This is a genomic window from Bradyrhizobium sp. RT6a, from assembly GCF_040547675.1.
Classification (GTDB): domain Bacteria; phylum Pseudomonadota; class Alphaproteobacteria; order Rhizobiales; family Xanthobacteraceae; genus Bradyrhizobium.
Genome location: NZ_JBEPQC010000003.1, coordinates 388,994 through 401,471 on the forward strand (window position 1 = coordinate 388,994; position 12,478 = coordinate 401,471).

Below are 12,478 nucleotides of genomic sequence, written 5' to 3' on the forward strand. Positions count from 1 at the left end.
AATGAAGGCCGGTGGCCGAGCTAGTCTGCCCTTGCCAGCAGTTCGTCCAGCTTGGCGAGAAACTGCTTCCAGCCGGCATGCGCGCCGCCAAAAGCCTGCTTCTGCGTCGGGCTGAAGCCCGCTTGCTCGACACGCAAGTGAGTGCCTGCGCCCGTCGGCGTCAGCGTGAAGGTCACGATGCTCTTGAGATCGAAGGCCGCGTCGTCATGCGAGAAATTCCAGGTGTAGGCGAGCCTCTTCTGCGGCTCGATGGTGAGGACCTTGCAGTCCAGCACGCCGCCCCACTCGCCGCGAAGGTTGAAGCGGTGGCCCACGTTCGGCTTGAAGTCGTTCTTCATCAGCCATTCCTCGATCAGATGCGGCTGCGTCAGCGCACGCCAGATCCGCTCTGCCGGAAAGGCAAATTCGCGCTCGACGACGACAGATCGGGTTTCGGTCGCGGATTCGTTCATTGGTCCATCCTCTTCAGGAGATCGTCGAGCGCATCGAGCCGGTTTTGCCAGAATCCGGCCATCTGGCTGGTCCAGTCGATCAGCGGATTGAGCGCGCCGGGCTGGGCGCTGTAATGGGTCTGCCGCCCTTGATGCCGGTCGCGCACGAGGCCAGCCTGCTTCAGTGCGCCGAGATGTTTTGAGACCGCCGGCTGGGACACGCCCGACAGTGCCGTCAGGGCCCCGACCGTCTGTTCGCCCTCGCGGCACAATCGCTCGAAGATCGCCCGACGGGTCGGGTCGGCGAGCGTCCTGAACAGAAGGTCGTGGGCGGCGGCAGGCATACATTCATAACCTGTAAGTTATGGATGTACTCATAACCGTGGAGTTATGGGTAAGTCAAGCGCGTTGCGAGGCTGTGGCACTCGCTCGCGCAACCCGCTCCGCCGTCATTGCGAGGAGCCCTTGCGACGAAGCAATCCAGTCTGCTTCCGCGGAGGGACTGGATTGCTTCGCTGCGCTCGCAATGACGGACAATGTAGCGGCGCCTCCCGCGCCCCTACGGCCGCAAATAGAGATAGCCCTGCGACTGGAGCTCGGCCAAACGGACCACGCCGCCCTTTTCCGCGCTGACGAAGCCCGGCAAGAGATCCGTGAGCGTGACGTTCTGCACCTTCATGGTATTGCCGCAGGCGGCAAGCTCGACGCCGTCCTTGGAGAAATCGCCGACGCGCTTGCTGATGTCAGGATTGGCCTGCGGCGAGTGAAACGCCTTCAGCGCCGGCCCATGGATCACCAGCGCGATCGTCACATGGTCCGGACCGCCGACGCCGCCGATGTGGTTCTAGATGTTGCCGAGCACGAAATTGACCTTCTCGGCATCGCTCAAATGATAGACCACCTTCAGCTTGTTGCCGGTGCCGGCGTCCGTCGCGGCCTTCGCGCTGGAGACGCCAAGCGCCGCGCCCAGGCCCGAGACGGCGCTCCACAACATGTTCCGGCGGTTCATGACGATCTCCCTCGATTGCGCCGGACACATATCATTTGTGGCGGAGCGCGGCGAGTTCCCTGCGGTCGGTCACGAGCGAGGCGCATTCCTTGTTGTCCGTTCGATCTAGGCGGAAAATCCCGTCATCGGCACCGGCGACCAGTGATAGTTCAGCATCGTCATCCGGCTTGTTGTTCTGCCAGACCCTGACTCGCGCGAGCCGCACGATCGCCGATTTGTCGTCCCTTGAGAGCGCGACGCCGATGCCGCCGCCCTCGCAGTCGACGCCGCAACCGAGGCGGATTTCGGTGCCGTCCTTGGTGAACACGGCGTGATGACAGGAGCCGCTGGAGTCGAAATCGCTGGAGCGGTGACGATATCTGAAGCCGAGGCGGAAGGAGTTGTGGAGCTGCTTGTCCTCCGTGTCCAACTCCGCCGAGATCAGCAGCTTCATCGCGGCGACCTTCTGCTTCGGATGACGCGCCAGATGCTCGGCATCGTAGCGCCGCACGAAGCAGGCATAGGCCTTGTTGCCGGGTGAGCCCGCATACATGCGTGCGTTGAAGGTCTCGACTTCGGCTTTGCTGGCCTCACGGATATCGTCGGCCTCTTCGGCGTAAGCAGCGCCGCCGAGCGCGGCAAGGAAGACGGCAGCAACGAGAGAAAGCTTCATGATGATGGCCTCGCGTGCAGCGGCTGAGCTGTACGCTGTAGACGCGGCCCGGGTGCGACGCGTTCAACGTCCGCACATCTGACAGGATCATCGCTGGGCGGAGCCAGGTGATCAGTTCCACGCCGGGCTTTAGTCATCGGTGGGGTCATGAAGGTTCATTCGACGTGACCCCTTCGCCTTTCGGAACCTGACGCCCTGCGGTTCTTACGACATTACCCGACGTCATCGATGTGATAGCCTTCACAGACGATCGTCTTTGGCAGTCGTAGGCTGGGGTCTGCCTTTGTAAGTTTGTGGAGTCCCCCCGCAATGGGCGAAATTCGCAACTTCAGATCCGGGAATGACGAGCCGCCTTCGCACGGCCCTATGCCTCGTCGCCTCGCGGCCATCATTGTCGGTGACATCGCTTCCTACAGCCGCCTGATGCAGGCCGACGAGGAGGGCACGCACGTCCGCGTCAAGCGGATCGAGCGGGATCTCATCCGGCCCAGCATCGTCGAGCACAATGGAAGTCTGGTGAAGACGACGGGCGATGGCTTCATCGCGATTTTCGACAGTCCGGTCGAGGCCGTCCGATGCAGCATCGTCATCCAGCAGAATCTCATCGGCCGCAACGCCTCGCTACCGAAGGAGACCCGGATCGAGTACCGGATTGGCGTCAACCTCGGTGACGTCATCGTGGAGCCGGACGACGTCTACGGCGACGGCGTCAACATCGCAACGCGCATCGAGGGCATCGCCGAACCAGGCCAGGTCTTTATCTCCGGCGCGATCTACGAGCAGATCAAGCACAAGGTCGTGTGCGGTTACGAGTCGCTCGGGGACCGCAAGGTCAAGAACATCACCGATCCCGTGCGCGTCTATAAAGTGCTGCCGGATGCAGACGCGGTCGGCAGGACGCGGGGGCGGCGCGAGAATACTCTGATCTTTCTCCTGGGTATCACGCTGTCGGTGATTGCCGCCGGTGTGCTGTGGTATCTGCTGGCTCAGACACCGGGCAGGGTGAGCGAGCAGGCCGCCGTCACTACCGTTTCTCCTGCCGCATCGCCAAGCCCGCAGCCTCCGCCGCGCGAAGCCGCGCCGCAGACGCCGCAGCCTTCTCCCTCGTCGGCTTCGTCATCCCCGTCGCCCGCTCCGGCGCCAACTCCATCGCCAATTCCCGTCCGCGAACCCGAAATGGTCGCCATCCGCGGCGGCAGCTTTGCGATGGGAAGCAACGACGACCCGACCGAGCGTCCTGTCCATCAGGTGACGGTGAAGCCGTTCTCGATCGGCAAATATCCGGTGACCGTGCAGGAATGGAACGAGTGCGCCGCTGCAAAGGCGTGCGGCTTCACGGCCATCGGCAAGGACGATGCGCCGGTCAGTAATGTGAGTTGGACCGACGCGCAGCAATATGCGGCCTATCTCGCTCAGGCGACAAAGAAGACTTATCGGCTTCCGAGCGAAGCCGAATGGGAATATGCCGCGCGGGGCGGAACGCAGACCAAATATTGGTGGGGCGACAAGCTGCAGCCGGGCATGGCCGGTTGCAAGGATTGCGGTGATCTCGCGGCCGAGCAACCAGCGAAGGTCGGCAGCTTCAGGCCTAATCCGTTCGGGCTCCACGACATGGGCGGCGGTGTCGATCAGTGGGTCGAGGACTGCTGGCACAAGACCTATCAGGGCGCGCCCGGCGACGGCTCGGCATGGAGCAGTGGGGACTGCAGCGCCCATGTCCTGCGCTCGGGCTCCTGGAAGAACGATTCCAGATATGTGCGGCCGTCCAACCGCGATGGCTACGACACCCATGTTCGTTATCCGACGCACGGCTTCCGCGTGGCGCTCAGCCCTTAAGTGGAGGAGTTGGTTTGATGCAGATCCTTCGTTGCGTCGCGCTGGCGGCGGCGCTCGCATTGCTTCCGGCGACGGCCTTTTCGCAAGGCAAGGCAGCTCCCAAGGACGCAAAGCTCTATTTCATCACCCCGCATGACGGGCAGAAGGTCCGCGGCGGATTCTGGGTCCGGTTCGGCTTGCGCAACATGGGTGTGACCCATGCCGGCGATGAGTATCAGAACGCCGGTCATCATCATCTGCTGATCGACGTCAACGACCCCATCGATCCCAAGGAGCCGATCCTGCAGGACAAGTCGCATCTGCATTTCGGGGCAGGGCAGACCGAAACGCTTCTCGAGCTTCCACCCGGGACGCATACGCTGCAACTCGTGCTGGGCGATGCCAAGCACTATCCGTTCGAGCCGCCCATCGTGTCGGAGAAGATCACCATACGCGTCAGGCAGCCCGCCGCGGCGCGATAGGCGATCACCGCAGGCTGGCGTTGAACTTGTCCAGCATCGCCGAGCCCGGGCAGAGCGTGTCCGCTTCCAGCGTGTTGAGCGGCGTTTCGACCGTGTTGAGATGCTCGTGCAGATCTTCCGCGTCGGGGTCGACGTAGAGCAGGCCGGTGACGATCTGTCCCTTGGCGGCGTGCTTTTGCAGGAAGGTCTGGGCGCCGAGCCGGTCGTGCGGATCGTAGTCGGCGTCGATCTTGCGCAGCGCGATCCTGCTGCCGTCATGCTGCTCGACCATTTGCACCGTGCCCGGTGCGTAATCCACCGCAATCGGATCGCGGCCGACCAGCACGTCGAGCCGGTTCACCGCGTCATTGTGCTCGCGGACATAGTCGAAGCTCTTGGTCGAGCCGGCGTGGTTGTTGAAGGCGATGCAGGGGCTGATGACGTCGATGAACGACGCGCCCTTGTGGCCGATCGCGGCCGCGATCAGCGGCACGAGCTGGGTCTTGTCGCCGGAGAACGAGCGCGCGACGAAGGTGGCGCCCAGCTGCAGCGCGATGGCGACGAGGTCGATGGCGTTGTCCGTGTTGGTGACGCCCTTCTTGGACTTCGAGCCGCGGTCGGCCGTCGCCGAGAACTGGCCCTTGGTCAGACCGTAAACGCCGTTGTTCTCGACGATGTAGGTCATGTTGACGCCGCGCCGGATCGAATGCGCGAACTGGCCGAAGCCGATCGAGGCGGAATCGCCGTCGCCGGAGACGCCGAGATAGATCAGGTCGCGATTGGCGAGGTTGGCGCCGGTCAGCACGCTGGGCATGCGGCCGTGCACGGAGTTGAAGCCGTGCGAATTGCCGAGGAAATAATCGGGTGTCTTCGACGAGCAGCCGATGCCCGAGATCTTGGCGACCCGGTGCGGCTCGATCGAGAGCTCGTAGCAGGCCTCGATGATCGACGCCGTAATCGAGTCATGGCCGCAGCCGGCGCACAGCGTCGAAATCTTGCCTTCGTAGTCGCGATGGGTGTAGCCGAGCTCGTTCTTCTTCAGCCCGGGATGGTGGAATTTCGGCTTTGCGATGTAGGTCATGACACGGCCTTGCGGAGCGGGGTCACCTTAAGGTGATCCTGGTGGTCGCCAATGGCTTTCGCGATGAAGCGAGCGGTGATCGGCGAGCCGTCGTAATGCACGATCGGCACCAGCCGCACCGGGTCGATGCCGTTCTCGTTGATGATGAGCTGGCGCAGCTGGCTGTCGCGGTTCTGTTCGACGACGTAGACGAAATCGTGCTCGGCGAGGAAGCTCGCCACGCTGGAGTGGAACGGGAAGGCGCGGATGCGCAGGCGATCGAGCTGATGGCCTCGTGTCTCCAACAATCCGATCGCCTCGTCCATCGCCGGCGTGGTCGAGCCGAAATAGATCACGCCGTATTTGGTCGGCCGTTCCGCATTGGCCTGGAGCGGCCGCGGCACCAGATCCTGCGCGGTCTCGAATTTGCGCATCAGGCGCTGCATGTTGTCGGCGTAGACCGAGCCTTCCTCGGAGTAGCGCGCATAGCGATCACGCGAGGTGCCGCGGGTGAAATAGGAGCCCTTGGTCGGATGCGTGCCGGGATAGGTTCGGTAGGGAATGCCGTCGCCGTCGACGTCGAGGTAGCGGCCGAAGTCGCGGCCTTCCTCCAGCATCTCCGCGGTCATCACCTTGCCGCGGTCATATTGCTTGGAATCGTCCCATTTCAGCGGACGGCAGAGCCGGTGGTTCATGCCGATATCGAGGTCGAGCATCAGGAAGATCGTGGTCTGGAGCCGCTCGGCGAGATTGAAGGCCGCGGCCGCGAACTCGAACGCCTCGGCGGGATCCTCAGGGAACAGCAGCACATGCTTGGTGTCGCCATGCGAAGCATAGGCGCAGGCGATGATGTCGCATTGCTGGGTGCGGGTCGGCATGCCGGTCGAGGGACCGGCGCGCTGGATGTTCATGATCACGGCCGGGATTTCGGCGAAATATGACAGGCCGATGAACTCGGTCATCAGTGAGATGCCGGGACCGGAGGTTGCCGTGAAGGCGCGCGCGCCGTTCCAGGAGGCGCCGATCACGATGCCGATCGAAGCCAGCTCGTCCTCGCCCTGCACGATCGCGTATTTCGCCTTGCCGGTCTCCGGATCGTGCCGGTACTTCTTGCAGTGGGCGGTAAAAGCCTCCGCCACCGACGAGGACGGCGTGATCGGATACCAAGCGCACACCGTCGCGCCGCCATAGACGGCGCCGAGCGCGGCGGCGCTGTTGCCCTCGATGAAGATGCGGTCGCCGACCTTGTCGGACTTCTTCACCCGCAGCCCGGTCGGGCATTTCAGATTCTGGAGCGCCCAGTCGCGGCCGAGATGCAGCGCGTGGACGTTGGAGGACAAGAGCTTCTCCTTGCCCTTGTACTGCTCGCCGATCAGCTGCTCGATCAGCTTCGGATCCATGTCGAGCAGCGCCGAGAGCGCTCCGAGATAGATGATGTTCTTGAACAGCTGGCGCTGGCGCGGATCGGTATAGGTCGAGTTGGTGATCGCGGTCAGGGGGACGCCGATCACGGTGATGTCGTCGCGGAATTTGGTCGACGGCATCGGCTTGGTGGAATCGTAGAACAGATAGCCGCCGGGCTCGATGCCGGCGACGTCCTTGTCCCAGGTCTGCGGATTCATCGCCACCATCATGTCGACGCCGCCGCGGGCGCCGAGATGGCCGTCTTCGGTCACCCGCACCTCGTACCAGGTCGGCAGGCCCTGGATGTTGGAGGGGAAGATGTTACGGGGGCTCACCGGAACGCCATGGCGCAGGATCGCGCGCGCAAACATCTCGTTGGCGCTGGCCGAGCCCGATCCGTTGACGTTGGCGAAGCGGACGACGAAGTCGTTTACGCTGCTGATCGGCTTTTTGTCGGACATGCTGAACCTGCGTGAGTCATCTCGATCAAATATTTCTGCATATCCCAGGCACCGGTGGGACAGCGCTCGGCGCATAGCCCGCAATGCAGGCAGACATCCTCGTCCTTGACCATCACGCGCCCGGTCTTGAGGTCGCTGGACACGTAGAGATCCTGGTCTGGATGCAGCGAGGGCGCTTTCAGGCGCTGACGGAGATCGCCTTCCTCGCCATTGTCGGTGAAGGTGATGCAGTCCATCGGACAGATATCGACGCAGGCATCGCACTCGATGCAAAGCGAGGTCGAGAACACGGTCTGGACATCGCAGTTCAGGCAGCGATGAGCTTCGCCCAACGCGAGCTTGACGTCGTAGCCGAGCTCGACCTCGGTGCGGATGTCCTTCAGCGCGATCACCTTGTCGCGATGCGGCACCTTGTAGCGCTTGTCGTTGGAGATGTCGTTGTCATAGCTCCATTCGTGGATGCCCATCTTCTGCGAGGAGACGTGCACTTCCGGCAATGGCCGCTCGGTGACGTCCTCGCCCGAGAGCATTTTATGGATCGACAGCGCGGCATCATGGCCCTGCGCCACCGCCCAGATGATGTTCTTCGGCCCGAACGCGGCGTCGCCGCCGAAGAACACCTTCGGATTGGTCGAGACGAAGGTTTGCGGATCGACTTTTGGCATGTGCCATTTGTCGAACTCGATGCCGCAATCCTGCTCGATCCAGGGGAAGGCGTTCTCCTGGCCGACCGCGACCAGCACGTCGTCGCATTCGATGGTCTGGTCCGGCTCGCCCGAGGGCACGAGGTTGCGGCGGCCCTTGGCGTCGTATTCGGCCTTCACCTTCTGGAAGGTGATGCCGGTGAGCTTGCCATTGTCGTGGATGAAGGCTGTGGGGACGAGGAAGTTGAGGATCGGGATGTCCTCGTGGAGCGCGTCTTCCTTCTCCCAGGGCGAGGCCTTCATCTCCTCGAAGCCGGAGCGCACGACGACCTTCACCTCTTCGCCGCCGAGGCGACGCGCGGTGCGGCAGCAATCCATCGCGGTGTTGCCCCCGCCGAGCACGATGACGCGCTTGCCGATCTTGTCGGTGTGACCGAACGAGACCGAGGACAGCCAGTCGATGCCGATATGAACGTTGGCGGCTGCTTCCTTGCGCCCGGGAATGTCGAGCTCGCGGCCGCGCGGCGCGCCGGAGCCGACGAAGATCGCGTCGTACTTCTCCGCGAGCAGCGCCTTCATGCTCTCGATGCGGTGGCCGCCCTTGAAGTCGACGCCGAGACCCAGGATGTAGCCGGTCTCCTCGTCGATGACTGAATCCGGCAGGCGGAACTTCGGGATCTGCGAGCGCATCATGCCGCCGGCTCGTGGATCACCGTCGAACACGGTGCAGTGATAGCCGAGCGGAGCGAGATCGCGCGCCACCGTCAGCGAAGCGGGACCGCCGCCGACGAATGCAACGCGCTTGCCGTTCTTGGCCGAGGGCCGCGGCAGGCGTTGCGTAATGTCGTCCTTGAAGTCGGCGGCGACGCGCTTCAGGCGGCAGATCGCAACCGGCGTCTCCTCAACCCGTCCGCGGCGGCACGCCGGCTCGCATGGACGATCGCAGGTGCGTCCCAGGATTCCGGGAAACACGTTCGATTTCCAATTGATCATATAGGCGTCGCTGTAGCGGCCTTGGGCGATCAGTCGGATGTATTCGGGAACGGCAGTGTGCGCAGGACAGGCCCATTGGCAATCGACCACTTTGTGAAAGTAGTCGGGGGCCGCAATATCGGTCGGTTTCATTCCTACCCTGTCCGCGCAGGCTCAAAGACCCCGCGGCCTTTTCTTGAGCTTGGCGAACGCTAACGCGCGGCGATCTGGTTTCTGAATGACGTCATTGGGTTAGCTTATTAGAACCGTTCCGAAGTACAACGGCAAATTTGGGGGATCACCGGCTTTCATGGGAGCCCAGCGCACACAGCATTAACGCCGCGCGCGAGATGCGTGCGGTGCAGCATGTTGCGATGCGTCCGATGGCTTAGTTGCGCGCGATGTCGCTCTTCGGGAGGTCCCACATCAGGCTGTAGGTGCCGACCGACACGGGAAGCGGGAACGGCGAGGCGGCAGGGCCGGTGAAGCGCGCGGCGATCACGGCGGAGACCGCGCCGACATGCGTGCCGTCGATCAGCACGAACCAGTCGCGCGCGCCTTCGTTGCGCACCGCCGGAATGTCCGCCGTCGCGCCCGACAATTCCGGTTCGCTTTCGAGCAGATGCATGGAGATGATGCCGTCGTGCTTTTCCGGCGCCAGCCGTTCTTGCAGTGCGTCACGCCATGCGACTGCATTGTCCGGCGTCGGCCGCAGCCGCACGAGCCCGAGCGCCGCGCCCCGTCCGGTACCGTTGCTGATCGTGATGCGCGCGACGACCCGCAGCATGTCCTTGAAATGCGCCATGCTCCGTCGCGACCATTCGGTCTGGTTGGCGAGCCGCGCCCGGTAGGCGGGACTGTCGAGCACGTCGAGCGTCGCGGTTGAATACAGCGAGAGATATTTGGGATTGGCGGCGTGCGCGACATAGCGCCGCGCCTCCAGAAAGCCCTCGATCGCGACGCGCTCTTCCAGATGCTCGCGATCGTACCAGCGGTTGAAATCGGCTTCATCTGAAACGTCGATGTTCATCGACGTCAGCAGCATGCCCTTCCCGGCGAGTGGCATTTTCTTGTTGTCCTGTTATCGCGAGATCTTCGAAGCGATGTCCGCGATCGACTTCATGACCGCGTCTCGCACGCCGGTATCATAGAGCGAATGGCCGGCTTCTTCCACGATACGAATCTCGGAACCCGGCCACGCGTTCGCGAGCGCCTGCGATGTCTCGGGAGGACACAACAAATCGTAGCGGCCCTGGACGATGATGCCGGGAATGCCGTCGAGCTTGCCGGCGTTCCGCAACAACTGGTTCTCCGTCATGAAGCTGTCCTGGACGAAATAATGCGCCTCCATGAACGGCGTCGCCGGCAATGTGCGCCAGACGTTCAGCGACGCCAGGTCGATCCGCGTCTTTGCCGCCTTGTGTTCCGATAACGCGCGCTCGGTATCGTGCCAGGCGCGCGAGGCCGGGCCATGCACGGCCGGATCGGCATCGAGGATGCGGCGATAGTAGGCTTCCACCGGCCGCGCGCGCTCCTCCAGCGCCAGCACGCTGAGAAAATCCTCGTAGAGCGCGGGGTAGAATTGCGACAGGCGCGAGGTGAAGGCGATCTCGACTTCGGCACGCGTGCCGAGAAACGTCGCGCGGAGCGCAATGCCGGAGACGCGCTCGGGATGGGTCTGCGCATAAGCCAGCGCCAGCGTCGCGCCCCAGGATCCGCCGACCACCATCCAGCGCGCGACGCCGAATTTCTCGCGGATCTTTTCCATGTCCGCAATCAGATGCTGCGTGGTGTTGTGCTGGCGCGATCCCTTCGGCCGGCTGCGGCCGCAGCCGCGTTGGTCGAACAGCACGGCATGGAAACGGTCGGGATCAAACAGCCGGCGATGGTCGGGCTGGCAGCCGCTGCCGGGGCCGCCATGCAGATAGACCGTGGGGATTCCGTCGGTGCGGCCGACGCTCTCGACATAGAGCTCGTGCCCGTCGCCGACGTCGAGCATTTCGGAGGTCAGCGGCGCAAAGGGATCGGCGCGCTTGACTGAGCTGGCCGCGTCGGCGTCAGGCATCATTCCCGGATTCCAGAGTGCCGCCGGCGAAATTGCGATAGAGGAAGCGGTTGGTTTCGCCCTCGGCTTCGCGCTCGGCCTGCTTGAAGATGGTCTCGTGCAGTGGCGACAGCGCACAGGCCGGGTCGGTGTTGGCGGCATCACCGGTCAGCGCAAAGGCCTGGCAGCGGCAGCCGCCGAAATCGATCTCGCGGAATTCGCAACTCTTGCACGGCTCCTTCATCCAGCCGGTGCCGCGATAGCGATTGAAGGCCTCGGAGTTCTGCCAGATCCAGGCGATCGAATGGTTGGAGCGCACCGATTCGAAGTCGAGCCCGGTGATGCTCTCGGCGGCGTGGCAAGGCAGCACCTTGCCGGCCGGCGAAATATTGAAGAACTGCCGGCCCCAGCCGCCCATGCACTTCTTCGGCCGCAGCGCGTAATAATCGGGCACGACATAGTCGATCGTCAGCCGGCCCTTCAGCCGCTCGCGCGCTTCCTCGACGATGCGGGTGCACTCGTCGAGCTGCGCCACCGTCGGCATCAGCGCGGCGCGGTTCTTCAGCGCCCAGCCGTAATATTGCACGTTGGCAACCTCGAGCCGGTCGGCATCGAGATCGACCGACATCTGGATGATATCGGGCAACTGGTGCAGGTTCTGCCGGTGCATCACCGCATTCACGGTGAGCGGCAGGTCGAGCTCGCGGGTCCATTTTGCCACTTCGAGCTTCTTGCGGTGGCCGTTTTTGTAACCGCCAACGCGATCGGCCAAGCTCTCTTCGACGCCCTGGAAGCTGATCTGGACGTGGCAGAGCCCGGCATCGGCAAGCTCGCTCAGCCGCTCGCGCGTCAGCAGCACGGCCGAGGTGATGAGGTTGGTGTAGAGGCCGACGTCGCTGGCGTGCTTGACCAGCTCGACCAGGTCCTTGCGCGCGGTCGGTTCGCCGCCGGAGAAATGCACCTGGAGCACGCCGATCTCGGCGAGCTCGCTCAGGACCTTCTTCCATTCCTCGGTGGTCAGCTCCTTGCCCGAGCGGTCGAGCTCGACCGGGTTGGAGCAATAGGGGCATTGCAGCGGGCAACGATGGGTGATCTCGAGCAGCACGGCGAGCGGAATGCCGAACGTCTCTGCCGTCGAGCGCTGCTTCTCCAGCACCGCGAGGCTGTCGCTGGCATCGGGCGGGATGGTGGGATTGCCGAGCACATCGCTCATGACGTCTTCTCCCGGGCCTCCGTAAGAAAGCCCTTGTCGGCGAGATCCTGCAGCATGACGATGACGTCGGCCAGGATCGCCTCGCGCGGCGCGGCGTATTTTGCCGCGAGCTGGTCGGACATTTCGCCAACATTGCGCTTGCCGTCGCAGAGCTGCAAGACCTCGACCGCGATCTCGTCGGGCGCCAGCACGCGTTCGGGCGCCAGGATCACCCAGACTTTTCGCGTCTCGTCATATTTCAGCTTGGCGTGCCGCGGCAGCACCGGCCGGCTGGTCTCGCTGACGCTGATGTGACGCGGCCCGGCCATCGCT

The 12,478-nt window shown here is 63.5% G+C and carries 12 protein-coding genes and 1 pseudogene; 2 read left to right on the plus strand and 11 right to left on the minus strand.

Features of this window, described 5'->3' with window-relative positions; all coding sequences use genetic code 11:
* Positions 1-20: 20 nt before the first annotated feature.
* From ABIC03_RS19820 to ABIC03_RS19835, 4 genes and pseudogenes are all read right to left on the minus strand, one after another.
* Positions 21-452, minus strand: coding sequence for an SRPBCC family protein (locus tag ABIC03_RS19820; RefSeq protein ID WP_354060287.1), 432 nt, complete (start codon positions 450-452; stop codon positions 21-23).
* Complete coding sequence (locus tag ABIC03_RS19825) at positions 449-775, minus strand: ArsR/SmtB family transcription factor (protein WP_007595691.1); 327 nt, start codon at positions 773-775, stop codon at positions 449-451. The genes ABIC03_RS19820 and ABIC03_RS19825 overlap by 4 nt, the downstream gene beginning before the upstream one ends.
* Before the next feature lie 215 nt (positions 776-990).
* Positions 991-1,440 (minus strand): annotated as a pseudogene (locus tag ABIC03_RS19830) (DsrE family protein).
* Positions 1,441-1,471: 31 nt separating this feature from the next.
* A complete protein-coding gene (locus tag ABIC03_RS19835; protein ID WP_354060289.1) occupies positions 1,472-2,092 on the minus strand; it encodes a hypothetical protein in 621 nt (206 codons plus the stop codon).
* Between the two features lie 309 nt (positions 2,093-2,401).
* Between ABIC03_RS19835 and ABIC03_RS19840 the strand changes: the two genes are divergently transcribed.
* The gene (locus tag ABIC03_RS19840; RefSeq protein WP_354060291.1) at positions 2,402-3,928 is read left to right on the plus strand and encodes an SUMF1/EgtB/PvdO family nonheme iron enzyme; all 1,527 of its coding nucleotides are present in this window, start codon (positions 2,402-2,404) and stop codon (positions 3,926-3,928) included.
* Between the two features lie 17 nt (positions 3,929-3,945).
* A complete protein-coding gene (locus ABIC03_RS19845; protein WP_275169265.1) occupies positions 3,946-4,389 on the plus strand; it encodes a DUF4399 domain-containing protein in 444 nt (147 codons plus the stop codon).
* Between the two features lie 4 nt (positions 4,390-4,393).
* Here the strand turns inward: ABIC03_RS19845 and ABIC03_RS19850 are convergent, their stop codons facing one another.
* From ABIC03_RS19850 to pqqD, 7 genes are all read right to left on the minus strand, one after another.
* On the minus strand, positions 4,394-5,449 hold the full coding sequence (locus tag ABIC03_RS19850; protein ID WP_275169264.1) for a 2-oxoacid:ferredoxin oxidoreductase subunit beta: 1,056 nt from the start codon (positions 5,447-5,449) through the stop codon (positions 4,394-4,396).
* Positions 5,446-7,293, minus strand: a complete 1,848-nt coding sequence (locus ABIC03_RS19855) for a 2-oxoacid:acceptor oxidoreductase subunit alpha (RefSeq protein WP_354060294.1) — start codon at positions 7,291-7,293, stop codon at positions 5,446-5,448. The genes ABIC03_RS19850 and ABIC03_RS19855 overlap by 4 nt, the downstream gene beginning before the upstream one ends.
* Positions 7,263-9,062 (minus strand): FAD-dependent oxidoreductase, encoded by a 1,800-nt coding sequence (locus ABIC03_RS19860; protein ID WP_354060296.1) that lies wholly within the window; start codon positions 9,060-9,062, stop codon positions 7,263-7,265. The genes ABIC03_RS19855 and ABIC03_RS19860 overlap by 31 nt, the downstream gene beginning before the upstream one ends.
* 235 nt (positions 9,063-9,297) lie before the next feature.
* Positions 9,298-9,975: a hypothetical protein gene (locus ABIC03_RS19865; RefSeq protein WP_354060298.1), complete on the minus strand. Its 678-nt coding sequence runs from the start codon at positions 9,973-9,975 to the stop codon at positions 9,298-9,300.
* Between the two features lie 15 nt (positions 9,976-9,990).
* Positions 9,991-10,977: a prolyl aminopeptidase gene (pip, locus tag ABIC03_RS19870; RefSeq protein WP_354060300.1), complete on the minus strand. Its 987-nt coding sequence runs from the start codon at positions 10,975-10,977 to the stop codon at positions 9,991-9,993.
* Complete coding sequence (gene pqqE, locus ABIC03_RS19875; protein ID WP_354060302.1) at positions 10,967-12,166, minus strand: pyrroloquinoline quinone biosynthesis protein PqqE; 1,200 nt, start codon at positions 12,164-12,166, stop codon at positions 10,967-10,969. The genes pip and pqqE overlap by 11 nt, the downstream gene beginning before the upstream one ends.
* Positions 12,163-12,474: a pyrroloquinoline quinone biosynthesis peptide chaperone PqqD gene (pqqD, locus tag ABIC03_RS19880; RefSeq protein WP_354060304.1), complete on the minus strand. Its 312-nt coding sequence runs from the start codon at positions 12,472-12,474 to the stop codon at positions 12,163-12,165. Before pqqD ends, pqqE begins: the two co-directional genes overlap by 4 nt.
* Positions 12,475-12,478: the final 4 nt, after the last annotated feature.

Coding starts and splice junctions, on each gene's coding strand:
- ABIC03_RS19820 (WP_354060287.1), bottom strand. CDS start 452: ATGAACGAATCCGCGACCGAAACCCGATCTGTCGTCGTCGAGCGCGAA.
- ABIC03_RS19825 (WP_007595691.1), bottom strand. CDS start 775: ATGCCTGCCGCCGCCCACGACCTTCTGTTCAGGACGCTCGCCGACCCG.
- ABIC03_RS19835 (WP_354060289.1), bottom strand. CDS start 2,092: ATGAAGCTTTCTCTCGTTGCTGCCGTCTTCCTTGCCGCGCTCGGCGGC.
- ABIC03_RS19840 (WP_354060291.1), top strand. CDS start 2,402: ATGGGCGAAATTCGCAACTTCAGATCCGGGAATGACGAGCCGCCTTCG.
- ABIC03_RS19845 (WP_275169265.1), top strand. CDS start 3,946: ATGCAGATCCTTCGTTGCGTCGCGCTGGCGGCGGCGCTCGCATTGCTT.
- ABIC03_RS19850 (WP_275169264.1), bottom strand. CDS start 5,449: ATGACCTACATCGCAAAGCCGAAATTCCACCATCCCGGGCTGAAGAAG.
- ABIC03_RS19855 (WP_354060294.1), bottom strand. CDS start 7,293: ATGTCCGACAAAAAGCCGATCAGCAGCGTAAACGACTTCGTCGTCCGC.
- ABIC03_RS19860 (WP_354060296.1), bottom strand. CDS start 9,062: ATGAAACCGACCGATATTGCGGCCCCCGACTACTTTCACAAAGTGGTC.
- ABIC03_RS19865 (WP_354060298.1), bottom strand. CDS start 9,975: ATGCCACTCGCCGGGAAGGGCATGCTGCTGACGTCGATGAACATCGAC.
- pip (WP_354060300.1), bottom strand. CDS start 10,977: ATGATGCCTGACGCCGACGCGGCCAGCTCAGTCAAGCGCGCCGATCCC.
- pqqE (WP_354060302.1), bottom strand. CDS start 12,166: ATGAGCGATGTGCTCGGCAATCCCACCATCCCGCCCGATGCCAGCGAC.
- pqqD (WP_354060304.1), bottom strand. CDS start 12,474: ATGGCCGGGCCGCGTCACATCAGCGTCAGCGAGACCAGCCGGCCGGTG.